The 24,602-nt window shown below is 66.6% G+C and carries 26 protein-coding genes and 2 tRNA genes; 19 read left to right on the top strand and 9 right to left on the bottom strand.

Going from position 1 to position 24,602, the window contains the following annotated elements; all coding sequences use genetic code 11:
• The 10 genes from G3N98_RS10495 to G3N98_RS10540 form a co-directional block, all read left to right on the top strand.
• The coding region (locus tag G3N98_RS10495; protein ID WP_206148134.1) for a hypothetical protein at positions 1-252 on the top strand (252 nt) is incomplete at its 5' end.
• On the top strand, positions 249-737 hold the full coding sequence (locus G3N98_RS10500; protein ID WP_089472688.1) for a type II secretion system protein: 489 nt from the start codon (positions 249-251) through the stop codon (positions 735-737). The genes G3N98_RS10495 and G3N98_RS10500, both read left to right, overlap by 4 nt.
• Positions 712-1,107, top strand: coding sequence for a prepilin-type N-terminal cleavage/methylation domain-containing protein (locus tag G3N98_RS10505; protein ID WP_089425255.1), 396 nt, complete (start codon positions 712-714; stop codon positions 1,105-1,107). Before G3N98_RS10500 ends, G3N98_RS10505 begins: the two co-directional genes overlap by 26 nt.
• Complete coding sequence (locus tag G3N98_RS10510) at positions 1,094-1,633, top strand: type II secretion system protein (RefSeq protein WP_089472689.1); 540 nt, start codon at positions 1,094-1,096, stop codon at positions 1,631-1,633. The genes G3N98_RS10505 and G3N98_RS10510 overlap by 14 nt, the downstream gene beginning before the upstream one ends.
• A 13-nt stretch (positions 1,634-1,646) precedes the next feature.
• Positions 1,647-2,330: a response regulator transcription factor gene (locus G3N98_RS10515; RefSeq protein ID WP_089425257.1), complete on the top strand. Its 684-nt coding sequence runs from the start codon at positions 1,647-1,649 to the stop codon at positions 2,328-2,330.
• 587 nt (positions 2,331-2,917) lie between these two features.
• On the top strand, positions 2,918-3,439 hold the full coding sequence (locus tag G3N98_RS10520) for a fimbrial protein (protein WP_206148135.1): 522 nt from the start codon (positions 2,918-2,920) through the stop codon (positions 3,437-3,439).
• Positions 3,440-3,456: 17 nt separating this feature from the next.
• Positions 3,457-4,185 (top strand): molecular chaperone, encoded by a 729-nt coding sequence (locus G3N98_RS10525; RefSeq protein ID WP_206148136.1) that lies wholly within the window; start codon positions 3,457-3,459, stop codon positions 4,183-4,185.
• Between the two features lie 114 nt (positions 4,186-4,299).
• Positions 4,300-6,876, top strand: a complete 2,577-nt coding sequence (locus tag G3N98_RS10530) for a fimbria/pilus outer membrane usher protein (RefSeq protein ID WP_206148137.1) — start codon at positions 4,300-4,302, stop codon at positions 6,874-6,876.
• Complete coding sequence (locus G3N98_RS10535; RefSeq protein ID WP_206148138.1) at positions 6,873-7,841, top strand: fimbrial protein; 969 nt, start codon at positions 6,873-6,875, stop codon at positions 7,839-7,841. The genes G3N98_RS10530 and G3N98_RS10535 overlap by 4 nt, the downstream gene beginning before the upstream one ends.
• 123 nt (positions 7,842-7,964) lie before the next feature.
• Positions 7,965-8,510, top strand: a complete 546-nt coding sequence (locus tag G3N98_RS10540) for a cytochrome b/b6 domain-containing protein (RefSeq protein WP_254600243.1) — start codon at positions 7,965-7,967, stop codon at positions 8,508-8,510.
• Between the two features lie 264 nt (positions 8,511-8,774).
• On the opposite strand, the gene G3N98_RS10545 is transcribed toward G3N98_RS10540, so the two are convergent.
• Positions 8,775-8,861: transfer RNA gene (locus G3N98_RS10545), tRNA-Leu, on the bottom strand.
• Positions 8,862-9,110: 249 nt separating this feature from the next.
• Between G3N98_RS10545 and rnr the strand changes: the two genes are divergently transcribed.
• The 6 genes from rnr to G3N98_RS10575 all read left to right on the top strand — a co-directional run bounded on the left by rnr (position 9,111) and on the right by G3N98_RS10575 (position 16,309).
• Complete coding sequence (rnr, locus tag G3N98_RS10550) at positions 9,111-11,579, top strand: ribonuclease R (protein ID WP_089472695.1); 2,469 nt, start codon at positions 9,111-9,113, stop codon at positions 11,577-11,579.
• A gap of 148 nt (positions 11,580-11,727) precedes the next feature.
• On the top strand, positions 11,728-12,471 hold the full coding sequence (gene rlmB / locus G3N98_RS10555; protein ID WP_039358863.1) for a 23S rRNA (guanosine(2251)-2'-O)-methyltransferase RlmB: 744 nt from the start codon (positions 11,728-11,730) through the stop codon (positions 12,469-12,471).
• A gap of 97 nt (positions 12,472-12,568) precedes the next feature.
• Positions 12,569-13,441: an N-acetylmuramoyl-L-alanine amidase gene (locus tag G3N98_RS10560; protein WP_206148139.1), complete on the top strand. Its 873-nt coding sequence runs from the start codon at positions 12,569-12,571 to the stop codon at positions 13,439-13,441.
• Positions 13,442-13,532: 91 nt separating this feature from the next.
• A complete protein-coding gene (rpiA, locus tag G3N98_RS10565) occupies positions 13,533-14,228 on the top strand; it encodes a ribose-5-phosphate isomerase RpiA (protein WP_089472697.1) in 696 nt (231 codons plus the stop codon).
• 277 nt (positions 14,229-14,505) lie between these two features.
• Entirely contained in the window at positions 14,506-15,222 is a 717-nt protein-coding gene (locus G3N98_RS10570; protein ID WP_089425265.1) for an FCD domain-containing protein, read from the top strand.
• 100 nt (positions 15,223-15,322) lie between these two features.
• Positions 15,323-16,309: a Gfo/Idh/MocA family oxidoreductase gene (locus G3N98_RS10575; RefSeq protein WP_089431016.1), complete on the top strand. Its 987-nt coding sequence runs from the start codon at positions 15,323-15,325 to the stop codon at positions 16,307-16,309.
• A gap of 32 nt (positions 16,310-16,341) precedes the next feature.
• On the opposite strand, the gene G3N98_RS10580 is transcribed toward G3N98_RS10575, so the two are convergent.
• The 7 genes from G3N98_RS10580 to G3N98_RS10610 all read right to left on the bottom strand — a co-directional run bounded on the left by G3N98_RS10580 (position 16,342) and on the right by G3N98_RS10610 (position 21,612).
• Entirely contained in the window at positions 16,342-17,034 is a 693-nt protein-coding gene (locus G3N98_RS10580; RefSeq protein ID WP_006484207.1) for an amino acid ABC transporter permease, read from the bottom strand.
• Positions 17,035-17,156: 122 nt separating this feature from the next.
• A complete protein-coding gene (locus G3N98_RS10585) occupies positions 17,157-17,951 on the bottom strand; it encodes a cystine ABC transporter substrate-binding protein (protein WP_039358847.1) in 795 nt (264 codons plus the stop codon).
• Between the two features lie 100 nt (positions 17,952-18,051).
• On the bottom strand, positions 18,052-19,089 hold the full coding sequence (locus G3N98_RS10590; RefSeq protein WP_124584173.1) for a quinone-dependent dihydroorotate dehydrogenase: 1,038 nt from the start codon (positions 19,087-19,089) through the stop codon (positions 18,052-18,054).
• A 98-nt stretch (positions 19,090-19,187) separates the two neighbouring features.
• Positions 19,188-20,018: an arginyltransferase gene (locus tag G3N98_RS10595; RefSeq protein ID WP_089425267.1), complete on the bottom strand. Its 831-nt coding sequence runs from the start codon at positions 20,016-20,018 to the stop codon at positions 19,188-19,190.
• A gap of 33 nt (positions 20,019-20,051) precedes the next feature.
• Positions 20,052-20,816 carry a leucyl/phenylalanyl-tRNA--protein transferase gene (gene aat, locus G3N98_RS10600; RefSeq protein ID WP_069247864.1) on the bottom strand — a complete coding sequence of 255 codons (765 nt, stop codon included), beginning with the start codon at positions 20,814-20,816 and terminating at the stop codon, positions 20,052-20,054.
• Between the two features lie 11 nt (positions 20,817-20,827).
• Positions 20,828-21,373 carry an NUDIX hydrolase gene (locus G3N98_RS10605; RefSeq protein ID WP_089425269.1) on the bottom strand — a complete coding sequence of 182 codons (546 nt, stop codon included), beginning with the start codon at positions 21,371-21,373 and terminating at the stop codon, positions 20,828-20,830.
• A 162-nt stretch (positions 21,374-21,535) separates the two neighbouring features.
• A tRNA-Met gene (locus G3N98_RS10610) sits at positions 21,536-21,612 on the bottom strand.
• Positions 21,613-21,809: 197 nt separating this feature from the next.
• Between G3N98_RS10610 and G3N98_RS10615 the strand changes: the two genes are divergently transcribed.
• The 3 genes from G3N98_RS10615 to G3N98_RS10625 are packed head-to-tail and all read left to right on the top strand — an operon-like array spanning position 21,810 to position 23,835.
• Positions 21,810-22,307 carry a heme-degrading domain-containing protein gene (locus G3N98_RS10615; RefSeq protein WP_206148141.1) on the top strand — a complete coding sequence of 166 codons (498 nt, stop codon included), beginning with the start codon at positions 21,810-21,812 and terminating at the stop codon, positions 22,305-22,307.
• A gap of 3 nt (positions 22,308-22,310) precedes the next feature.
• A complete protein-coding gene (locus tag G3N98_RS10620; protein ID WP_039358831.1) occupies positions 22,311-22,649 on the top strand; it encodes a multidrug efflux SMR transporter in 339 nt (112 codons plus the stop codon).
• 31 nt (positions 22,650-22,680) lie between these two features.
• Entirely contained in the window at positions 22,681-23,835 is a 1,155-nt protein-coding gene (locus G3N98_RS10625; protein ID WP_206148143.1) for an enoyl-CoA hydratase/isomerase family protein, read from the top strand.
• A 118-nt stretch (positions 23,836-23,953) separates the two neighbouring features.
• On the opposite strand, the gene G3N98_RS10630 is transcribed toward G3N98_RS10625, so the two are convergent.
• Positions 23,954-24,382, bottom strand: a complete 429-nt coding sequence (locus G3N98_RS10630; protein WP_006484223.1) for a hypothetical protein — start codon at positions 24,380-24,382, stop codon at positions 23,954-23,956.
• Positions 24,383-24,602 lie beyond the last annotated feature (220 nt).

Here is a 24,602-nt window from a genome sequence, read left to right on the forward strand (position 1 = left end):
ATTAGCCGCTCTCCCCACCAGACGCGCTTCCGATCTGCCGTTGCGCGGGTGACCGTGGCCGATGCCGCTGCGCCGCGCGCGGCGCTCGCCGAGCCGCAGGCACGCGGTGAGCATCGCATCACCGCCGCGGTACGCTCGCTGATCGGCTCGCTCCAGGCGCTCGTCGCGCGTTTGACGGGCGAGCGCGAACCGGCGCCGGTGCGGTATGCCGACGCGCCGGTGCTGCCGTCGCGCGCACGGGGCTTCGCATGAGCATCCGTCGACGTGCGCGCGCGCGCGGTTTCACGCTGATCGAGCTGCTGGTGGCGTTGACGCTGCTCGCGTTGCTCGCGACCGTCGCGCTGCCGCTGACCGACCTGGTCAAGCGCCGCTCGGACGAGGCCGAACTGCGCCGTGCGCTGGTGGTGATCCGCTCGGCGCTCGACGCGTACAAGGCGGCGGCCGATGACGGGCGCATCGAGCGCAGTGTCGACGCGAGCGGCTATCCGCCCGACCTGCACGCGCTCGTCGACGGCGTCGAGGACAAGAAATCGCCGGACGGCGCGAGACTGTACTTCCTGCGCAAGATCCCCGCCGATCCGATGTGCGAATGCGAGGGCAAGGCGCCGGAGGACACCTGGGAAACGCGCAGCTATGCGAGCGACCCCGATGCGTTCTCGTCCGGCGAGGACGTGTTCGACATTCGCTCGACCAACCGCAAGGAGAGCCTCAATGGCGTCCCGTACAACCAGTGGTAAGCGTGCACGCCGCACCGCGGGCTTCACGCTGATCGAACTGCTCGTCGTGATGGCGATCATCGCGTCGCTCACCGCGTTCGTCGCCCCCGGCTACCTGAAGCAGAGCGATCGCGCGAAGGAAACGGTGCTGCGCCACAACCTGAACACGCTGCGCCAGTCGATCGACGACTATCGGGCGGATCACGGCCGCGATCCCGACACGCTCGAGGTGCTGGTCGACAAGCGCTATCTGCGCGAGATCCCGCTCGACCCGGTCACGGGCAAGCGCGGCTCCTGGCAACCGCAGGCCGGCGACCGGGGCGGCGTCGCGGACGTGAAGAGCGGCGCGAAAGGGCGTGCGCTCGACGGGAGCGCATATGGGACATGGTAACCGGCGGCGTGGCGGCCGATGCCGCGGCCCGCGCGGGCAGCGCGGCATCGCGTATCTCGGCGTGCTGATGCTCGTCGCGGCGTTGGGGCTCGGCATGACGCAGGCCGCGCGCATCTGGCAGACGGTGCAGCAGCGCGATCGCGAGGCGCAGTTGCTGTTTGTCGGCGACCAGTATCGCGCGGCGATCGCAAGCTACTACAATGCGGCGGGAGGCAGCCGCTATCCGGAGTCGCTCGACGTATTGCTCGAGGACCGCCGCGCGCTGCCGACGCAGCGTCACTTGCGGCGCCTGTACGCCGATCCGCTGACCGGGTCGACGCAGTGGGGGCTCGTGAAGGCGCCGGACGGCGGCATCATGGGCGTGTTCAGCGAGGCGCCGGGGCAGCCGCTGAAGCGCCAGGGCTTCCCTGCGCGGTACGATACGTTCGGCGACAGCGACGCCTATGGCGAATGGGCTTTTGTTTACTTGCCGCCCGCTCCGGCCGACGGAGTGGCGAACGGGCCCGAGGGCGGGGCGGCATCTTGAGACTGGATCGAACATGATTGTCGCAATACTCGAAGACATGGTGACGCAGGCGGGCGTCGTGGCCGGCTGGCTCAACAAGGCCGGTTACGACACGGAGGTGCGTCACGACGGCGACAGCTTCATCGAGCTGGTGCGCACGCAGCGCGTCGACGTACTGCTGCTCGACTGGGACGTGCCCGGCAAGTCGGGAATCGAGGTGATGCGCTGGGCGCGCGAATCGTTCGCCGACACGCTGCCGATCATCATGATGACGCAGCACGACGGCGAGAACGACATCGTGTTCGGTCTGAACACCGGCGCAGACGACTATCTGATCAAGCCGTTGCGGGAGCGCGAACTCGTCGCGCGCGTCAATGCGCAGGCGCGCAAGTACTATCCGGAGACGCAGCGCGCGAAGGTCGTCGAGGTCGGCAAGTTCGTGCTCGACACGAGCTCGCATGCCGCGACCGTCGATGGCGTGCCGGTCGAGCTGTCGCAGCGCGAGTTCGATCTCGCGCTGATGCTGTTCGAGAGCGTCGGGAGGATCGTGTCGAAGGACATGATGATCAAGCGTATCTGGGGCGTGGTGGACCGGAAGTACGACGCGACGCTGGCCACCTACGTCAGCAAGTTGCGTACGAGCCTCGGGCTGCGGCCGAAGAACGGGCTCGCGATCACGACGATCTACAACTACGGGTATCGGCTCGAGTTGACCTGAGCAATCGGCCGGCCGCGGCGACGCGCGCCGGCTGACGACAGGATCGATATCGCCGATCCTTCCAGTCCCCATCCGTATTCCCGTTCCGGCAAGGCTGTCGCGGCACGCCGCTTCAGCCGCCGTTCGGCATTGAATCGACGCGCCTGCGCGAGGCTATCCTGAGGCTTTCGCGAGGCACGGCAGCCTGTCTCGCGCTCCGGTCACATCCCGTTTCCCCCGTCGTTCGTCATCGCCGCCGCGAGCGGTACGCTCGGTCGTGCCGGCCTCGGGCGCGTTTGCGCGCACCATCCGTGCCGACGGCCATATCGCTGCACGGTGCATCTTTCGCCATATGGTGAGGATTCCTTTCGTATTGATCGGGTGCTATCCGCTACGTCGACAGGTGTGCACGTGATGGCTGGGAAGCGTCGTCGCCAGCGTCGCATTGCATCGTGATTCATCCGTCCAGGCGGCATGCGTTGAGAATTTTCTTAAGTTTGTTGGGTGGCGATGGCCGGATCGGAATAATGCCTGCGAACTCGACGGGTTCGTTGTTCCGCTGTCAGGGACCGGCAGCGGAAATCCTCAATTCTCTACCCAGATACTCGATGAAAAAGACCCAGAAATCCCTCCTGTTGGCCGCGCTCCTGGCCGCATTCGGTTCGACGTCCGCACTCGCCGCGGATGGCACGATCAACTTCCACGGCAAGATCGTCGCGACGACCTGCAAGATCGACAACAGCAATATTCAGGTGCCGCTCGGCGCGATCGGTATCGACCAGCTCGCCACCGCCGGCCAGGAAAGTCGCCGCGTGCCGTTCCAGATCGCGCTGAGCGAGTGCAACGACCAGCTGAGCGGCGTGCGCGCGCAGTTCGAGGGCACGTCGAACGGCGACGATCCGACGCTGCTCGCGATCGGCACCGGCGCGCAGGACGACGCGAAAGGCGTCGGCATCCAGTTGATGGACGAAGGCGGCAAGCAGATCGGCATCAACACCGAGACCGACACGCTCAAGCTGACGCCGGGCAGCAACGTGCTGAACTTCGCCGCGAACTACGTCTCGACGTCGAACCAGACCGAGGCGGGCGAGGCGAACGGCACGGCGTCGTTCACGCTGCACTACCGCTAAGCAGACGGGATCGACCGATGACGATTCAATTCGGACAACGTACGCTGGCCTGCGTGCTCGGGCTGTGCATGACCCAGGGCGCGCTGGCGGGCGTGGTGGTGGGCGCGACGCGCGTGATCCTGCAGGAGGACCGGCGCGAAGCCGTCGTGCCCGTGAAGAATGCGGACAGCCAGCCTTACGTCGTGCAGGCCTGGATTGACGGCGGGGCGACGAAGGGCGGCGCGAAGGCACCGTTCTTCGTCACGCCGCCGCTGTCGCGGCTCGATCCCGGCAAGGAAAACCTGCTGCGCGTGATGCCCGTCAAGCACGGGCTGCCGTCCGATCGCGAGTCGCTGATGTGGCTGAACGTGAAGGAGATTCCAGCCACGCCGAAGCAGGACAACGTGCTGCAGATCGCGATCCAGACGCGGATCAAGGCGTTCTATCGGCCGCAAGGCCTGACCGGCTCGTCGGCCGATGCGCCGGCGGCGCTGACCTGGCGCATCGCGCCGTCGGGCGATGGTGTGCTGCTGACGGTGAACAATCCGACGCCTTATCACGTCACGTTCTCGAAGATCGGCATCGATGCCGGCACGATCGAGGACGTCGATCTCGAGATGGTGCCGCCGCTGCAGGCGACGACCTACAAGCTGCGCTACATCCACGCGGTGCCGACGCAGCCCGTCACGCTGCGGTTCAGCACGATCAACGACTACGGCGCGGTGACGCCGTCCGTCACGATGAAGGTGCCGACCGGCGCCGTTTGACGCAACGCGGTCGCGGGGCCGGCCAGCGGCCGTGCCGCGATCCGCTTTTTCGACTTTCCATTTTTTTGACTTCATGCGGCGTGCGCTCATCCGGCGCGCGCCGTTCCCCCATTCATGACACGATGCCTTGACCCGCTGCGCCGATGCGTGCTCGCGCTCGCTTCGACCTTCGCGTTCGGATTGCCGACCGCGGGGGCGCACGCGCACGCGAATACGGCATTCAATCCCGCGTTCCTCGCGTTCGGCAACCCGCAGGCGGACGTGGACCTCGACGTGTTCGCCGAAGCGAACGTGCTGCTGCCCGGCGTGCACCCGGTCGAGGTGTCGGTCAATGGCGAAGCGTCGGGCATGCACGACATCCGCTTCGAGCGCGATCCACGCGACGAGCAAGGCAATGCGGTACGGCCCTGCCTGGGCGCCGCGCAGCTCGACGGGTTCGGCGTGAACCTCGCGGCCTATCCGCGCGTCGCCGAGGTGGATGCCGCGGATGCCGCCGGCGCTACGCTCGCGTGCGTCGATCCGCGCGATGCGATGCCGGACGCAACGGTCACGGTGGATCCGGATCGCCAGACGCTGGCGCTGACGGTCCCGCAGGCGAAGATGAAGCGCGTGCCGCGCGGCTCGGTCGATCCGTCGCGCTGGGACGAAGGCATCAATGCACTGCGCTTCGACTATCGCTTCAACGCCGCACAGCGGCGTTACGACGGGCCGTCGGGCCACGCGACGGAAGCGTACGGCAGCGTGCGCGCGGGCCTGAACCTCGGCGCGTGGCGCCTGCGCAGCAGCGCGATGGTGAACCACAACGCGTCGGGGCTGCAGACGCAATTCATGAATACCTATCTCGAGCGCGACATTCCCGGCTGGCGCAGCCGCGTCACGTTCGGCGAGAACTTCACGTCCGACAACGTGTTCGACAGCGTGGCATTCCGCGGCGTGCAGCTCGCGTCCGACGACACGATGCAACCGGACAGCCAGCGCGGCTACGCGCCGGTCGTGCGCGGCATCGCGCAAAGCCATGCGAAGGTCGAGATTCGCCAGAACGGCTATCTGATCTACAGCAGCTACGTGCCGCCGGGGCCGTTCGAGATCGACGACCTGTACGCGATCGCGGCGCATGCGGACCTTGAGGTGACGATCGTCGAGGCGGATGGCCAGAAGCGCAGCTTCATCCAGCCGTCGGCGAGCATTCCGACCCTGCTGCGCCAGAATGCCTGGTCGTATCGCGCGGCCGCGGGGCGCTTGCGTGCCGATTCCGCCCAATCGCAGTGGTTCACGTCGGCGAGCGCCGCTTACGGCTTGCCTGGCGAGACGACGATCTACGGCGGCGCGACGTTCGCGAACGGGTATGCGGCGCTGGCGGCCGGCGCCGCGCGCAACCTGGCGCGGATCGGTGCATTGTCGGTGGACGTGACGCACGCCCGTTATCGGGACCAGGCGGGGCAGGCGGGCGCGGGCAGCGCAGTGCGCGCGATGTACGCGAAGGCGTTCGCGTCGACCGGCACGGAACTGCGCGCCGCGCATCACCAGTACTCGGGCGGCTATCGCAGCCTGTCCGACGTCGTGGTGCGCTACGCGACGTCGGTCGACACATGGGCGGGCCGTGCGGGCAAGCGCAGCCGCAGTGAGCTGAGCGTGTCGCAGAGCCTGGGGCGCGCGGGCTCGCTGTACGTCAGCGCGAGCCGGCGCGCCTACCGCGACGGTGCGGGCGAGGACCGGCTGCTCCAGCTCGGCTATTCGGGCAGCGTGTCGCGCGTGTCCTACAACGTGAGCCTGAGCGCCGAGCAGCGCGCGCGCGGCGAGCGCAGCCGGCAGGTGTCGCTGAACCTGTCGATTCCGTTCGGCGGCGGGCGCACGACGACACCGCATGCGTACGGCAGTGCGACGCTGATTGCCGGTACCGCGGGCACCGAGCAGCGCGCGGGCGTGTTCGGCACGTTGTTCGACGACGATCGCCTGAGCTATGGCGTCGACGCCGATCGCACGGCACACGGCCTGGGCGGTGCGGTGAACCTGAACTACCGTGCGACGGCCGGCCAGTTCGGGGCCACCCACAACCAGACGCGCAGCGGCTCGCAGACCTCGGTCAGCGCGGCGGGCGGGATGGTCGTGCACGGCGGCGGCGTCACGCTGTCGCAGCCGCTCGGCGAAACCGTCGCTCTGGTGCGCAGCGAGGGTGCGGCCGACGTCGGCGTGATCGCGCATGCCGGCGTGCGTACCGACCGCGCGGGCTATGCGGTCGTGCCGAGCGTCACGCCGTACCGGCAGAACCGCATCGCGTTGCGCACGGCGGAACTCGATCGTCAGCTCGAGATCCGCAACGCGATCGTGCACGTCGTGCCGACGCACGGCGCGGTCGTGCTGGCGCCGTTCGAGGTCGAGGCGGGCCGCCTGATGCTCGACATGACCGACGACGCGGGCCAGCCGGTGCCGTTCGGTGCCGCCGTGCTGACGACGGCCGGCAAGGAGGTCGGCATGGTCGGCCCGAACGGGCAGGGCTTCGTCACCGGCGTCGGCCGGGCCGGCGACCTGTTCGTGCGATGGGGCGCGCGCCCGGACGAGCGCTGCGCGCTGTCGTACAACATGGGCGAGTCGACGCCGCACAGCAATTTCCCCGAACTCGAGGTCGTCTGCTCGCGCACGCATCCGGCGCTGCGGGCCGACGCTTCTTCACCCACGTCACCCCGTTCATGAAACCCACGATATCCCGATTTGCCGCATGCCTGCGCCGCTGGGCGGCATTCGTCGCGCTGACGCTCTGCACGGCGCCCGCGTTTGCCGCGTGCCTGAGCCTCCCCGAAGATTTCAATCCGATCGAGTTCGGTTCGATCGCGGCCGACGGCGTCGAGGTCGGCGGCGTCGTCCGGTCGGTCCGGTTCACGCTGACCCTCGCCTGTGCGCCGAACGGCCAGGGCGAGCCGCTGGCGCGGACCTTGAACTACTCGAGCGAGTTCGGCCCCGCGCCGGGGATGAACCTGTGGGCAACCAATCTCCCCGGCCTTGCGCTGCGGATGGTGCGCGACGGCGAGGATCTCGGCAGCAAGACGGAAGGCGTGCTCGGGACGCATCCGGGGGACGGCTCGGCGCGCGAGTTCGTGATCGACATGGAGCTCGTCAAGATCGGGCCGGTGACGCCCGGCTTCCTGCTGGGCCAGGCGTTTGTCGTCGAGGCGTCGCCCGTGAGCGGCGATCCGGGCCATTACGTGGTGCGCAAGCACATTACGAGCAGTTACGTGCGGGGCGTCGCGTGCACCGTCAATACGGCCTCGAAGCATCTCGTCGTACCGCTCGGTGCCGTGCCCGCGTCGGCCTTCGACGGTCCGGGCTCGACCCAGGCGTCACGCGAATTCGCGATCGACCTGACCTGCAGCCCGTTCGGCGAGGCACGGCCGACACCGCTGTCGATCCAGCTGCTCGGCGAGACGGTGCCGGGCACGACCGACGTGCTGAAGCTGCTCGGCGATGACGCCGCGCAGGGCGTCGGCATTCGCGTGCTGCAGAACGACGCGCCGGTCGCGTTGAATACCTGGCACAGCCTCGGCGACGCGACGGTCGGGGCAACCACGTTGCCGTATACCGCCCAGTACTACCAGTACGGCGAGCGCGTGAAGGCGGGGTCGGGTGACGGCGTGATGACGTTCCTGATCGAGATGCGCTGACGCTGCGCCGGGTATTTTGAAATCCTTGAGAATGGTTATCAACACGGGTTTCCGCCTCGATAATTTCATCCACATATCCATGGCAACCATGTCTTCGCAACCGATAAAGGATGAATCATGCAGGTGGCTTCCCAAACAGATTTGCAGAACGAAACATTATCCAGCGGTCGATACGACCGCTTTTCCCGCGCGCTGCACTGGATTTTCGCAGCCGTGATCCTGTACACGATGGTGGCCGGAATTTCGCTGCACTTCATCACGCAGCCGGATCTCTGGCGTTTCGTGTCGACCCTGAACATGTCGCTCGCGAGCTGTCTGATCGTGCTGTTTCCGCTGCGCTACGTGTGGTCGTTCTTCCGCCGCACGCCGCCTGACGTCGCGTCGATTCCGCGTCAGCAGCAATCGATCGCGCACCTGGTGCACTCGCTGATTTACGCGCTGGTCGCCTTCGTGCTGTTCAGCGGGTTCGTGATGGTGCCGGACGGTTACTGGCTGTTTGGCCTGCTTTACGTGAAGACGCCGTATAGCGCGGGGCCGGTGACCGAGCACTGGTTCGAACTTCACAAGTTCGGCTGCTATACGCTGGCATTCGTGGTGGTGGTACACGCGGGGGCGGCACTCAAGCATCATTTCGTGTCGAAGAACGACGTGCTGAAGCGCATGCTCTGATGGTGGCAAGGCGCAAGGCGCAAGGCGGATTTCGATCCGCCACACGCGCACCACTTTGGTGCTGATTCGCGACGATTCCGGGCGGGCTGCGATGGGCGCCCAAGGCTCGGAAACGAAGGGAAGGTGGCCGGCACGATGCCGGCTTTTTTGAATGCAGAGGCAGTCGGGGAGAGGGCTCGGTTGCACATGCCCGATCCGGGCGCAGGGTTCCCTGGGCTTGAAATGAAAAAAGGCCGGCTAGAAGCCGACCTTTTCAAAAACAGATGGTGCCCAGGAGAGGACTCGAACCTCCACGATGTTGCCACCGCTAGGACCTGAACCTAGTGCGTCTACCAATTCCGCCACCTGGGCACGTTTTGCAGTAGCTGCTTGCTGCAAAGAAGCGAAATTATAGCGCCCCAATTATTCGTGTCAACACTTTTTTGCGATGCATCGCAAACCGGGCTCCACCATGCCTGCTGGCGGCATTCCGGTCATTTGGCGACACAGGCGGGTGATAGAATGACCCGCCGCCGTCAATATAGAACTGTCTGACGGACACCTCTATGTTGATGCCGTGCACCATCAATCAACGCAACGAGAACAACCATCGACAAACCCTTGAGCAAATATCCGTACCCCATTCCGAGCCGTGAAGAAATTCTCGGCGTGCTGCGTACGAGCGACGCGCCGCTGGCCGCCAACGACATCGCGGAAGCACTGTCGATCAAGCGTCAGGAGCGCGAGGGGTTCTTCCGGCGTGTCGCCGCGATGGAACGCGACGGCCAGATCCGCCTCGACAAGCGCGGCCACTACCAGTTGACCCATCCGTCGAACTTCGTCGCCGGGCGCGTGCAGGGGCATCGCGACGGCTACGGGTTCGTGATCCGCGACGACGGCCAGGACGACCTGTTCTTGCCGAACGGCGAAATGCAGAAGGTGATGCACAACGATCGCGTGCTCGCGCGGATCGTCGGCTACGATCGCCGCGGCCGTCCGGAAGGGCATGTCGTCGAAGTCACCGAGCGCGCGAACAAGCGCGTGATCGGCCGCCTGCTCAACGAGAACGGCGCGCTGATCGTCGCACCGGAAGACAAGCGGATCGGCCACGACATCCTGATCACGCAGAACGTGAAGAAGGCGAAGGTCGGGCAGGTCGTCGTCGTCGAGCTGACCGATTTCCCGAGCCGCCATTCGCAGCCGCTCGGCCGTGTCGTCGAGGTGCTCGGCGACATCGACGATCCGGGCATGGAAATCGAAATCGCGGTGCGCAAGTACGGCGTGCCGCATGAATTCAGCCAGCCGGCGCTCGACGAAGCCGCCGCGCTGCCCGACAAGGTGCGGCCGACCGACCTGCGTTTCCGCGTCGACCTGCGCGACGTGCCGCTCGTGACGATCGACGGCGAGGACGCCCGCGACTTCGACGACGCCGTCTACTGCGAGCCGGTCAAGGTCGGCCGCGGCGACGGCTACCGCCTGATCGTCGCGATCGCCGACGTGTCGCACTACGTACAGCCGGGCAGCGGGCTCGATGCCGACGCGCTCGAGCGCAGCACGTCGGTCTACTTCCCGCGCCGCGTGATTCCAATGCTGCCGGAGAAGCTGTCGAACGGCCTGTGCTCGCTGAATCCGCAGGTCGACCGTTGCGTGCTCGCGTGCGACATGGTGATCACCGCGCGCGGCGAGATCAAGGCGTACCAGTTCTATCCGGCCGTCATCCATTCGGCGGCGCGCCTGACGTACACCGAAGTCGCCGCCGTGCTGTCGAACACGAAGGGGCCGGAGGCTGCGCGCCGCGCGGATCTTCTGCCGCACCTGCAGGACCTGTACGGCGTCTACAAGTCGCTGTTCGCCGCGCGACAGAAGCGTGGCGCGATCGACTTCGACACGACCGAGACCTACATCGTCTGCAACTCGCAGGGCAAGATCGAACAGATCGTGCCGCGCCAGCGTAACGATGCGCACAAGCTGATCGAGGAATGCATGCTGGCCGCGAACGTCTGCGCGGCCGATTTCCTGAAGCGCAACAAGCATCCGGGCCTGTACCGCGTGCACGCGGGGCCGACGCCGGAGAAGCTCGAGAACCTGCGTGCGTTCCTGCGCGGCATGGGCCTGTCGCTCGGCGGCGGCGACAAGCCGCATGCGAGCGACTACGCGGCGCTGATGGCGCAGATCCGCGACCGGCCCGATGCGCAAATGCTGCAGCCGATGCTGCTGCGCTCGATGCAGCAGGCCGTCTACAGTCCGGACAACATCGGTCACTTCGGCCTGGCCTACGAGGCGTACGCGCACTTCACGAGCCCGATCCGCCGTTATCCGGACTTGCTCACGCACCGCGCGATCTACGCGATCCTGTCGGGCAAGAAATACGTGCCGAAGGCGCCGGACGGTTTCGAGCTGAACACCGCGCTGTCGCCGCGCGCCCGCGCGATGCAGCAGGCCGACGACGAATCGCGCGGCCGCTCGCGTTCGAACACGGCGATCTGGGAAGAACTCGGCCTGCACTGCTCGGCGAACGAGCGCCGCGCGGATGAAGCATCACGCGACGTCGAGGCCTGGCTCAAGTGCTACTTCATGCGCGACAAGCTCGGCGAGGAGTACGGCGGGATGGTGAACGGCGTCACGTCGTTCGGCATCTTCGTGCAGCTCGACACGCTGTTCATCGAAGGGCTCGTGCACGTCACGGAACTCGGCTCGGACTACTTCCAGTACGACGAGATCAAGAACGAGCTGCGCGGTGAACGCACGGGCATCCGCTATCGCCTGTCGGATCGCGTGCGCGTGCAGGTGAGCCGCGTCGATCTCGATGCCCGCAAGATCGACTTCCGCCTCGTGCGCGATACGCCGGTGAAGGCGCCGCGTCCGTCGCCCGCGCCGGCTTCCGCTGGCGGCGGTGTCGACCGCGGTAATGGCCCGCGCGTACGCACGCTGCCGCAGGTGGAGGATCCCGTGCCGCGCCGCAAGAAGGCCGCGAGTGCGCCGAGCGTTGCGGTGAATGAAGCGCGCGCCGCGCGCAAGAAGGGTAGCAGCGGTGGCGGTGCGGCGGCGAAGCCGACCGCGAAGAAGACACGCGCCCGCAAGAAGTATTGAGCGTTCGGGGCGGCGCCAGCGCCCGCCCTGCAGTATCGAGAGACGCCGCGTGACCGGTCATCAGCCGGCAACGCGGCGCTTTCCTTTTCCATGGATCGCGGCTGCGCGCGTCGCGCGGCCGCACGTTTGATCGAAGGTTGTTCCAGTCATGTCACGTCTGAAGGTTCTTTACGGTTTTCATGCGGTGACCGCACGTTTGCGGCACGATGCATCGACGGTTGCGGAGGTGCTGTACGACCAGACGCGCCGCGACCGCCGCATGCAGGACTTCCTGCACACCGCGAAGGAAGCGGGCGTGCGGTTGATTGCAGCCGACGAAACGCGCCTGTGGGGCCTCGCGCATACCGAGCGTCACCAGGGTGTCGTCGCGCGTGTCGAGGACATCCCGCTCGCGCAGAACCTGTCCGAGCTGCTCGACGGCATCCAGGGCCCGGCGCTGCTGCTGGTGCTCGACGGCGTCACCGATCCGCACAACCTCGGCGCGTGCCTGCGTGTCGCCGATTCGGCCGGCGCGCATGCGGTGATCGCGCCGCGCGACCGCGCGGTCGGCCTGAACGCCACCGCGGCCAAGGTGGCGAGCGGCGCGGCGGATACGGTGCCGTACATCACGGTGACGAACCTCGCCCGTGCGCTGCGCGAGCTGAAGGACGCCGGCGTGTGGATCATCGGCACGTCGGACGAGGCATCGGCGACGCTCTACGAAACCAAGCTCGACGGCCCCGTCGCGCTCGTGATGGGCGCGGAAGGCGAAGGCATGCGCCGGCTGACGCGCGACACCTGCGACGAAGTGATGAGCATTCCGATGGCCGGCAGCGTGGAAAGCCTGAACGTATCGGTCGCAAGCGGCGTGTGCCTGTACGAAGCCGTGCGCCAGCGGCGCGTGAAGGGCTGACGCAGCCCGTCCCGCGCGCCCTGCGCGGGCCTCGAATGACCCGAACGACGCGTGCCGCGATCCGATGTGGCACGCGGCTCTCCGGAGCTCGCGACCGATGACCCTGTTTCGCGCTGGCGCATCCTGCACCGTGCTGTGCCTGCTGGCTGCCTGCACGTCGCCGTCGCTCGTCGAACGCGGTACCTACTACGCCGACACGAGCCTGCACGCGCGCGGCGCCGATGCGCGGATCCGCTTTCTCGTGATGCATTACACCGAAAGCGACGAGGCGAAATCGCTGCGCACGCTGACGGGCGATTCGGTCAGCGTGCATTACGTCATCCCGCCGCAGCCACGCCTCGAGCGCGGGATGCCGGTCGTCTTCCAGCTCGTTCCGGAATCGGAGCGCGCATGGCACGCGGGCGTCAGCGAGTGGCAGGGCACGACCGAGCTGAACGCGGTGTCGATCGGCATCGAGAACGTGAACCGCGGGCCGCTCGATCCGCAAAACCGCACCTGGCAGCCTTATCCGCCCGAACAGGTCGCGGCGCTGACCCGGCTGTCGAAGGACATCGTCGCGCGCTACGGGATTCCGCCGACGCGCGTGGTCGGGCACAGCGACATCGCGCCGCAACGCAAGATCGATCCGGGGCCGCTGTTTCCTTGGCACGCACTGGCCTTGGCCGGCGTCGGCGCGTGGCCGGACGATGCGGCCGTGGCCGCGCGGCTCGGCGGTCGCGATCCGCATGCGCCGGTCGACGTGCGCGAACTGCAGCTCAAGCTCGCGCGCTACGGTTACGACGTGGCCACCGATGGCGTGCTCGACGCACGCACGCGACGCGTGTTCGCGGCGTTCCAGATGCATTTCAGGCCGTCCGACTATGCAGGCAACCCGGACGCCGAAACCGACGCGATCGCGCAGGCGTTGCTCGACAAGTACTTTCCCGGCACGCAACCGGCGGACAACGCGCCCGCGGCGGGCGCACCCTGAATCCGCCGCGCCCGGCACGCCGAAAAACCCGGGCCGTCATCCGAGTCCGGTAAACTGGCGGTTTTCCGCAATCCCGCAGCATCACCATTCCATGACTCAAGACGAACTCAAACGCCTCGTCGGCCAGGCCGCCGCTGATTACGTGATCCAGAACGTGCCGGAAGGTGCCGTGATCGGCGTCGGCACCGGCTCGACCGCCAACTGCTTCATCGACGCGCTCGCCGTCGTCAAGGCGCGCTATCGCGGCGCCGTGTCGAGCTCCGTTGCCACGACCGAGCGCCTGAAGTCGCACGGCATCAAGGTGTTCGACCTGAACGAGGTCGACTCGCTGCAGGTGTACGTCGACGGCGCCGACGAGATCGACGCGAGCGGCGCGATGATCAAGGGCGGCGGCGGCGCGCTGACGCGCGAGAAGATCGTCGCATCGGTGGCCGATACGTTCGTCTGCATCGCGGACGCCAGCAAGCGCGTGCCGGTGCTGGGTGCGTTCCCGCTGCCGATCGAAGTCGTGCCGATGGCGCGCACGGCGATCGGCCGGCGCGTGACCGCGCTCGGCGGCGTGCCGGTGCTGCGCGTGACGAAGGACGGTGCGCCGTATATCACCGACAACGGCAACGAGATCATCGACGTGAAGGGGCTGCAGATCGCCGATCCGCGTGGTTTCGAAGCGCAGGTGAACGGATGGCCGGGCGTCGTGACGGTCGGCCTGTTCGCCGAGCGCGGTGCGAATCTGTGCTTGCTCGGCACGGAAAACGGCGTTGAAACGATCGTTTATTCGGCTAATTGAAAGATATGGCAAGCAGTCCGTAATGGTGTGTCGCGTCGTAATGGACTGAATGTTTAAATCTTGTGGAAATCGGGGCCCGGTAGGCGCAATGCGCTTCCCGGGCCTTATTTTTAGCCGTATAAATCACCCGGTCAAAAAGAGGGATAACCCTGTCAGGTGTTTACCAGATAGCGAAATATCCTCGAACTCATCAACTTATAGATCATAAGAACAGTCGTAACCAGGGCCGGCGGAACTGCGGAGCAGGTGTTCGCAAATCGACGCACGGGGAGGTGTCATGGAGCAGGGCAAAGACCGGTCACTGGTCGCGAAAGTGATGGATGGGCTTGTCTCGGGTATCGTCGAGGACAAGTACGGCGGCATCTTGCCGCCGCAGGACGTGCTGTCGAAAGAGTTCGATGTGAGTCGCACCGTGATGCGGGAAGCGCTGTCGATGTTGCTTGCGCGCGACATGCTGGACGTGCGTCCGAAAGTCGGCACGCGCGTGCGGCCGATGCGCGACTGGCGGATGATCGACGAAGACGTGGTGAGCTGGCGATTCCGGGCGAAACCCGATCCGCAGTTCATGCGCGACGTCATCGAATTCCGGATGCTGATCGAACCGCGCGCGACCGCGCAGGCGGCGGTGCGTGCGACGGCTGCCGACATCGCGAGCATCCGCGAAGCGTTCGATGCGTTCAAGGTGCTGCAGCCGGGCGACTCCGGCTACGACACGGCGGACGAGTTGCTGCACACGCGGATCGTGCAGGCGAGCGGCAACCAGTTCTTCCAGCAGATGGCGGCGATCGTGCGCGGTGCGGTGCGTCTCGTGAATCCGCGTGTCGTGCAGAAGGAAGGTGCACACGACGTCGTCGTGAAGGCGCATGCACGTGTGGTCGACGCGATCGAGCGGCGCGACCCGCGCGAAGCCGAAGCCGCTTCGCTCGCGCTGATCGATTTCAGCGCCGACGAGATCTCGCGCGATTTCTCCGTCGACGTGCCCATGCGCGCCTGACGCTGCGCGAATCGCTCATCCGTGTGCCGCGGGCCGTTTATCATGACGGCCGGCCGGCAGCGTGCCGGCCACCGTCATACGACCGACACGGAAGATCAGGATGAACGACAACGACCATCGCACGGTGCGCTTCGGCATCATTGGCGCAGGCAGCATCGCGCGCCGTTTCGCGCAAAGCCTCGCGCACGTGCCGGGCGCCACGCTCGCCGGTGCCTGGGCCCGCCGCGCCGATGCCGCGGCAGACTTTTGCGAAGCGTACGGCGGTACGCCTGCTGCAAGCCTCGAAGCACTCCTCGCGAGCGATATCGACGCGGTCTACATCGCGACGCTCCATGACAGTCACGCGCAGTACACGCTGGCCGCGCTTGCTGCCGGCAAGGCCGTGCTGTGCGAAAAACCCGCGACGCTGAACGCGGCGCAGCTCGACACCGTGCTGCGTGCGGCACGCGACGCCGGGCGGCTTTTCATGGAGGCGATGAAGCCGCCGTTCTTCCCGCTGTACCGTCAGTTGCGCGCGCATCTGCATGACGACCCGATCGGCGAGATCCGGCTCGTGCGGGCAGGGTGCGCATCATCATCGGTGCCGGACGACCATGCCGTCTATCGTCTCGATCGCGCGGGCGGCGCACTGCTCGATATCGGGATCTACGAGGCGTTTCTCGCGGTGGACTGGCTCGGCGCGGCGCGCGACGTGCAGACGCTCGGCCGCGTCGGCGCAACGGGTGTCGATCTGTTCGCGAGCCTGAACAGCGTGCATGCGAACGGCGGGATCGCGCAGCTCTTTTGCGGGCTCGACGTGATGGGGCGCGGCGACGCGCTGATCGCCGCGGCCGGCGGCCACGTGACGATTCACGAGAAATGGTGGAACCCCGCGCGTGCGACGATTCGTTATGCGGACGGGCGCACCGTCGAACTCGATGCGCCGGTCGACGGCGGCGGGCTGAACTACGAGACCGCGCATTTCTGCGACTTGCTGCGCGCGGGCCAGACCGAAAGCCCGATCATGACGCACGACCATTCGCGGCAGATGATCGCGATGACCGATGCCGCGCGAGCGGCGCTCGGCGTGCGTTATTCGGGCGAGTAAGCGGGGAGGCGGGAGCCGGGCACGGCGTGCGCTCAGTGCCGCGACGGCAGCGACAGGCGCTTTTCGTACCAGCGCTGCACCCATTCGAGGATCTGGCACAGGATCCAGTACACCGCGGCGGCGGCGAGATAGAGCGGCAGCGGCTGATAGGTCGCGGCGATCACTTCCTGCGCGCTGCGCAGCAGTTCGGTCACGGTGATCACGGACACGAGCGACGTGTCCTTGATCAGGCTGATCAGGCTGTTCGACAGGCTCGGCACCGCGATGCGCAGCGCCTGCGGGCCGATCACGTAGCGCAGCGTCTGCCCCCACGACAGCCCGAGGCTGTACGCGGCCAGCCATTGACCGCGTGCGATCCCGTTGATCGCGCCGCGCATGCTTTCCGACATGTAGGCCGCGACGTTCGCGGACAGCGCGATGACGCCGGCGGGCGTCGGGTCGAGCGAGATGCCGAGGCTCGGCAGCCCGTAATAGATGACGAAGATCTGCACGAGCAGCGGCGTGCCGCGCATCAGGCTCACGTATGCGCGTGCCAGCCACGCGAGCGCGTTGACCCAGATGCGTTCGAAGCCGTCGAGCGCTTCGCTTTGCCGGATGCCCATCATCGCTAGCACGACGGCGCCAAGCAGGCCGAACACCATCGACAGCACGGCGAACTTGACGGTCAGAACGGCGCCTTGGGCGAGCACCGGCAGCGATTGGACGAGCAGGGACGTTGTCGACATGGAATACGAATCGAATGCGTGCGCGAAAGCGCAATCATAAACCGGACGAATAAAACAAAGGGCGGCATCGTCACGGATGCCGCCCTTTCCGGCCCGCCGTCAGGCGGGAAATGCAGGCGTGCTTACTTGATCGGCTTCGTCACGTCGATGCCGAACCACTTGTCCGAGATCTTCGTGAAGGTGCCGTCGGCCTCGAGTTGCGCCATCGCGTCGTCGATCGCCTTCTGGAACTTCGGGTTGCCCTTCTTGAACGGGATGCCCGACGGGTTCGCCGAACCGACGTTCGCGCCCGGGCGCAGCGGCAGTTGCGAGTTCTTCGTCAGGTACGCGAGCATCAGGCGGTCGTTGAGCGCCGCGTCGAGACGGCCGGCCGCGAGATCGCGCAGGTACTCGGGCGCGCCCGGGTACGTCTTCACGTCGATGCCCGGCACCGACTTCGCCATGTCCATGTAGTTCGTGCCGAGCGCGACGCCGAGCTTCTTGCCCTTCAGGTCTTCCAGCGACTTGAAGTCACGCGTGTCGTCCTTGCGCTGGATCAGCTGCGCGGACGAGTACGTGTACGCCGGCGAGAAGTCGAGCGTTTCCTTGCGCTTGTCGGTGATGCCGACCTGGTTGGCGATCACGTCGAACTTGCCGGCCTGCAGGCCCGCGATGATGCCGCTCCATTCGGTCGTCACGAATTCGGCCTTCACGCCGAGCTTCGCGGCCACGGCCTTCGCGATGTCGACGTCGAAGCCGACGAGTTCGCCTTGCGGGTTCTTCGAGTTGAACGGCGGGAACGTGCCTTCGAGGCCGACTCGCAGCGTGCCGCGTTGTTTCACCTGGTCGAGGAGGTCGGCCGCATGCGCGGTGGCAGCGGCGAACGACGTGCCGATCAGGCCGGCAACCAGCAGCTTCTTCAGCAGCGCAATTTTCATCGTGTGTTTCCTTGCCCTGTCCGGGTCATTGATTCTGATATCGAGGCCAATGATAGCAAAAATGCAATCGACCTCTAAATATCGTTTGTTTATGGCTATATTACGCGGTGCGTTCGCGGGCGACGGCCTTCACGCATTCCGCGACGAGTGCGGGACCGCGGTAGATGAACCCCGTATAGAGCTGCACCAGCGCCGCGCCGGCCGCGAGCTTCGCCCGGGCATCCTCGCCCGAGAAAATCCCGCCGACGCCGATGATCGGCACGTCGCTGCCGACTTCGGCGTGCAGCTTGCGGATCACTTCGTTCGACGCGTCGAACACGGGGCGGCCGGACAGGCCGCCGGCTTCGTCCGCATGCGGCAGGCCCTGGACGGCCGCGCGCGACAGCGTCGTGTTGGTGGCGATGACCGCCTCGATCTTGTGGCGCAGCAGCGTGTCGCCGATTTCCTTGACCTGTTCGTCGTCGAGATCGGGCGCGATCTTCAGCGCGAGCGGCACGAGCTTGCCGTGCAGGTCGGCGAGGCGCTGCTGCTTGTCCTTCAGCGCCGCGAGCAGTGCGTCGAGCTCGCCCGCACCCTGCAGCTGGCGCAGGTTCTTGGTGTTCGGCGACGAGATGTTGATCGTCACGTAGCTCGCGAACGGGTACACGCGCTCGAGGCAGTACAGGTAGTCCTCGGCGGCGCGCTCGATCGGCGTATCGGCGTTCTTGCCGATGTTCAGGCCGAGGATGCCGCGATAGCGGGCAGCCTGGACGTTCTTCACGAACTGGTCGACGCCGTGGTTGTTGAAGCCCATCCGGTTGATCAGTGCTTCGGCCTGCGGCAGGCGGAACATCCGCGGGCGCGGGTTGCCGGGTTGCGGGCGCGGCGTGACCGTCCCGACCTCGATGAAGCCGAAGCCGAGCGCCGCGAGCCCGTCGATGGCCGCGCCATCCTTGTCGAGGCCGGCCGCGAGGCCGACCGGGTTGCGGAACGTGAGGCCCATCACGGTACGCGGCGCGTCGGGCACGCGGGCCGACAGCGCGCAGGCAAGGCCCGTGCGGCCGGCCGCGCCGAGCGCGCGCAGCGTGAGGTGGTGAGCGTCTTCCGCATCCATCTTGAACAGGGATGCGCGGGCCAGCGGATAGAGGGAACTGAACACGGGAATTGGGCGGACAGCCGGAATGAATGACAACCCGCTATTTTACCGGGAGTTGGGCGGCAGGGGCGCGCTTCGCTTCGTCACCCCCGCGGCGCGCATCAACCCGAGCCGGAATGCCCGCCCGGCAACGGCGCACGGGCCAGTGCAGCATCGACGGGCGGCAGGTCGATCCGTTCCGGATCGAGTATCTTCCAGCGGCCGTCGATCAGCCCTTCGAGCGGGTGGAAGTTCGCCTTGTAGGCCATCTTCGGACTCTCGCGGATCCAGTAGCCGAGGTACACGTAGGGCAGGCCGAGGCTCTTCGCCTGCTCGATCTGCCACAGGATGTTGTAGGTGCCGTAGCTCGTGTGCCGGTCGTCGGGCTCGAAGAACGTGTAGACGGACGACAGCCCGTCGCCGAGGATGTCGATCATGCTGACCATGCGCAGCTTCCCGGGCTCGCCGCCCGGGGCGTCGAGGTCGCGGAATTCGACGAGGCGCGAGTTGATCCGGCTCTGCAGCAGGAATTGCTCGTACTGGTCGCGGCTGTCGCGATCCATGCCGCCGCCCGCGTGGCGCGCGGACTGGTAGCGCATGTAGAGCGCGTAGTGCTCTTCGTCGTAGTGCAGCGGCGAAACCGTCGCGACGAGCGTGCGATGTCGCTTCCACATCCGGCGCTGCGTACGCGACGGCGCGAACGCGGCGACGGGGACGCGCACCGGCACGCAGGCACGGCAGCCGTCGCAGTATGGACGATACGTGAAGACGCCCGAGCGCCGGAAGCCGGCCTTCACGAGCTCGGTGTAAATGTCGGAGTTGATCAGGTGGCTCGGCGTCGCGACTTGCGAGCGCGCGACGCGGCCGTCCAGATAGCTGCACGGATAGGGCGCCGTTGCATAGAATTGCAGCGCCGAAAGCGGTGAAAGCGGCAGCTCAGTCGGGTGAGTCATGGGCAGCTCTCGTTGCAGGGAGGGAGTGCCGCGCTAGCGCTCGATCCCGGAGGGGGCCGCCGTTTCGGCGCGGCCCGTCAGCGCGGCGAGCACGCGCTTGTCGAACTGCCACGGAATCGGCGGTTCGGCTACCGCGCTGCGCACGTGAGCGACAAAGGCCTTGCGTGCGATCTCGCGGCCGCCGAGCGACGCTAGATGCGACGTATTCTGCTGGCAGTCTATCATTTCCAGCCCCTGCTCGCGAAGGTGCGCGACGAGCGCGGCCAGCGCGATTTTCGACGCATCGGTCGCGTCAGCGTACATCGATTCGCCGAAAAACATCCGCCCGAACGACACGCCGTACAGGCCGCCGACGCGCCGCCCGTCGTGCCACGTCTCGATGCTGTGCGCGTTGCCGGAGCGGTAGAGCGACGTGTACGCGTCGATGATCTCGGCCGTGATCCAGGTACCGCGCTGCCCGCGGCGCGGCGCCTGCGCGCACGCGCGCATCACGCCCGGAAAGTCGTGGTCGACGCGCACTTCCCATTCGGGCTCGCGCAGCACGCGCTTCAGCGTCTTGCGCAGCGAGGGCGACACCTTGAATTCGGCCGGCACGAGGATCATGCGCGGGTCGGGGCTCCACCACAGCACGGGCTGGCCGTCCGAATACCACGGGAAGATGCCGCGCAGGTACGCGTCGATGAGGCGCGAGGGCAGCAGGTCGGCGCTCGCGGCGAGCAGCCCGGGCGCGCCGGTCGCGGGACCGAGCGCGCGTTCGATGGGCGGAAACGGATCGTCCGGGCCGAGCCAGGGGACCATGGGGCGGGGGCTCAGCCGTTGCGCAGCGAGCGGAAGATATCGCCGGTGTGCACGCCGTAGTCGCCCGCGGCGCGATCGGCGAAGAAGAATCGCAGGGTCTGGCTGACGGTCGGGAACGCGATTTCGTCCCACGGGATGTCGGCTTCGTCGAACAGCTTCACTTCGAGGCTTTCCTCGCCGGCCTCGAACGCCGGATCGGTGAGCCGCGCGAGGTAGAACAGGTGAACCTGGTGCACGTGCGGCACGTTGAGCAGCGTGAACAGGTTCTGCACCTCGACGCGCGCGCCGGCTTCCTCGAGCGTTTCGCGCGCGGCGGCTTCGGCCGTCGTCTCGCCCATTTCCATGAAGCCCGCGGGCAGCGTCCAGAACCCGTAGCGCGGTTCGATCGCGCGGCGGCACAGCAGGATCTGATCGCCCCAGACCGGAACCGTGCCGACGACGTTGCGCGGATTCTGGTAGTGGATCGTGCCGCAGTGATCGCAGATGAAGCGCTCGCGGTTGTCGCCCGGAGGAATGCGCGCGATGACTTCGTGACCGCAGACGGAGCAGAATTTCATGTCGAGTGGAAGGGACGAGGTGATGCGAGTGTATCACCGGGGCGTGGCATTCTTGAACGCCTGCGCGTGCAGGCCGCGTGTCGCGCGAAGCGGGACGGGGCCTGCGGCGGAAAAACAAAAAGCCCGGCGTGGAGCCGGGCTTTTTGCGTAATTCTGGACGGTTGGTTGCGGGGGTAGGATTTGAACCTACGACCTTCGGGTTATGAGCCCGACGAGCTGCCAGACTGCTCCACCCCGCGTCCGTCGAAGAAATGAATTATAAGGAGTAACCCGAATGCGTGCAAGCGGTTTCTGACAATTTCTTGTCGCTGCTTGTGGGGCCGGTACGGCGGGTGCGTGCGCTAGAATCGAGCGGTTTATTTCGTTTCTTCGGCAGCGCGGCCGTGCGCGATCGCTTCGGCGCTGTTGCGACTCTCATTACTGTATCGACGGATTCATGGACATCGCTCACGATCTGCAATCGATCGGCGCGCAGGAACAGGCGCTCGTATTTCCCCATTTCGACCCGGCCCGCGCATGGGCGCTCGGCAACCGGATGCACGCGCTCGCGACGTCGCGCGGCCATGCGATCGCGATCGACATCGTCACGTTCGGCCAGCCGCTGTTCTACGCGGCGCCGGCTGGCGCCACGCCCGACAATGCCGACTGGGTACGCCGCAAGCGCAACGTCGTCGCGCATTTCCGCCGGAGCTCGTACGCGATCGGCCTGCGCATGCAGCAGGCCGGCGCGACGCTCGCCGACAAGCACGGGCTGCCGATCGCCGAATATTCGCCGCACGGCGGCTCGTTCCCGCTGACCGTCGCCGGTGCCGGCGTGATCGGCTCGATCACTGCGTCGGGGCTCCCGCAGCGCGCGGACCACGAATTCGTCGTCGAGGCGCTGTGTGCCGAGCTCGGCCACGACTACGCCGTGCTGGCCCTCGCAAGGAGCTGAGCGATGCAGCTTCCCGGTTACGCATGGCTCGCGATCGCGATCGTCGCGGAAGTGATCGGCACGTCGGCGCTGCGCGCGGCGGACGGCTTTACGCGCCTCTGGCCGTCGTTGCTGGTCGTGGCCGGTTATGGCATCGCGTTCTACTGCCTGTCGATCACGTTGCGCACGATGCCCGTCGGCATCATCTATGCCGTCTGGTCGGGCGCGGGCATCGTGCTGATCACGCTCGTCGCGATGCTGCTCTATCGCCAGGTGCCGGACCTGCCGGCCGTGATCGGCCTCGGCCTGATCATCGCCGGCGTCGTGGTGCTGAACCTGTTCTCGAAGATGCAGGCGCACTGAGCGTGCGACTGCCATTTGCCGGATGACTCTCATGACCGATTCCACTTCCGCTGCCGTTTCCGCCGAATCCACTGAGCCCGACGTGCGCGCGACTGTCGCGAACCGCATCGGCTTTCTCGAACTGAACCGGCCGAAGGCGCTGAACGCGCTGTCGGTCGGCATGATCCGGCTGATGCAGCAGGCGCTCGACGCGTGGCGCGACGATCCGGAAGTCGTCGCGGTCGTCGTGCACAGCCCGCATCCGCGCGCGTTCTGCGCGGGCGGTGACGTGCGCTTCTTCCACGATGCGTGGCAGCGCGGCGACCGCGATGCGGTCGACACGTTCTTCGTCGAGGAATACACGCTCAACCACACGATCTTCACCTATCCGAAGCCTTATATCGCGCTGATGCACGGTGTCGTGATGGGCGGCGGCATGGGGATTTCGCAGGCGGCGCGGCATACGGGCGGCCTGCGGGTCGTGACCGACTCGACGAAGATGGCGATGCCTGAAACCCGTATCGGCCTGTTCCCGGACGTCGGGATGAGCTGGTTCCTCGCACGCACGCCCGGCGCGCTCGGCCGCTATCTCGCCGTGACCGGCGCGACGCTCGACGCGGCCGGCGCGCTGTACGCGCAGCTCGCCGACGTCTATCTGCCCGATGCCGCACTGCCGGCGCTGCTCGATACGCTGCGCAGCGCGCGCATCGACAGCGGCGAGCAGGCGGTCGCGTGCGTGGCCGATGCGGCGGCCGCACACAAGGTCGTGCCGACGCCCGACACGTCGGCGCTGGCCGACGCACGTGCCGGGATCGACCGGCATTTCGCGCAGCCGGACATCGGCGCGATCCTCGCGTCGCTCGACGCCGAGCCGGATTGCGCGGCCGTCGACGGCTGGGTCGAGAAGGCGACCCACGCGATGCGCGAACAGTTGTCGCCGCTGTCGATGGCCGTATCGCTGGAAGTCGTCGAACGTGCACGCGGGGCAACGATGGCCGATTGCCTGCGGCGCGATCTCGATCTCACGCGCTCGACGTTCGCGCGCGGCGACGTGATCGAAGGCGTGCGCGCGCTGATCGTCGACAAGGACCACCAGCCGGCCTGGCGTTTCAAGTCGTCCGCCGATATCGACCGCGCGGACGTGCTCGCGATGTTCGACAGCCCGTGGACGCCGGACACGCATCCGCTGCGGAAACTGCAGGACTGACGTCGGTTGGATTGACCGAAGCGCGCGCCGGAAACGACAAGGCCGCCTGCACGAGCAGGCGGCCTTTTGCATGGGTGTCGACCGGTGGGCGGCGAAGGGCGCAGCGCTTGCCGCCGCGTTATTCGTCGCCTGCGTCGTCCGACATGAACGCGCGCATGAACACGAGGGCGCCGAAGCCCCATACCGCGTTCGCCGCGAAGCCGGCCGCGAGCACGGGCATCATGTTGCCCGACGGCCAGATGCCGCGCAGCGGATCGATCGCGAACACGCGGGCGGCCGTCAGCACGATGCCGCCGAACACCAGCGCGCCGATCCACGAGGCCTCGCGCTCCGGAGAGACGCGCAGCAGCCACGCCATCGGGATCGCGCAGCACGCGCTGATCAGCGCATTCGCGACAAATTCAGGAATGCCGAGCGGCGCGAACGGCTGCGTGGAGAAGCCGGTTGCGGCGATCAGGTCGGCCGTATGAAGGAGGGCGAGCGTGGCTTCGCGGAAGAACAGGGCGGCCAGGAAGCCGGACAGGAATGGCAGGATGACTTTCTGCATCGATGAGTGCACCGCAGGCGCGCACGGCCGGGGCCGTCCGCGCGGAGTTATTCGGATAGGTGCGCCATTATAGGGCCCGCCCGCCGCGATATTCGCTCCAGCGTCGTGCTAATCACGAAAGCGGAAAACCTAAGCTCAAAAAAATCGTTCCAAAGCCCTGCACCGATCCCTAGACTGATTTCCCAGAAACAGCCGTGCAATCGCGTCCTCGCCCGCTGCA

The sequence above is a fragment of the Burkholderia sp. Tr-20390 genome (assembly GCF_017104595.1).
Classification (GTDB): Bacteria; Pseudomonadota; Gammaproteobacteria; order Burkholderiales; family Burkholderiaceae; genus Burkholderia.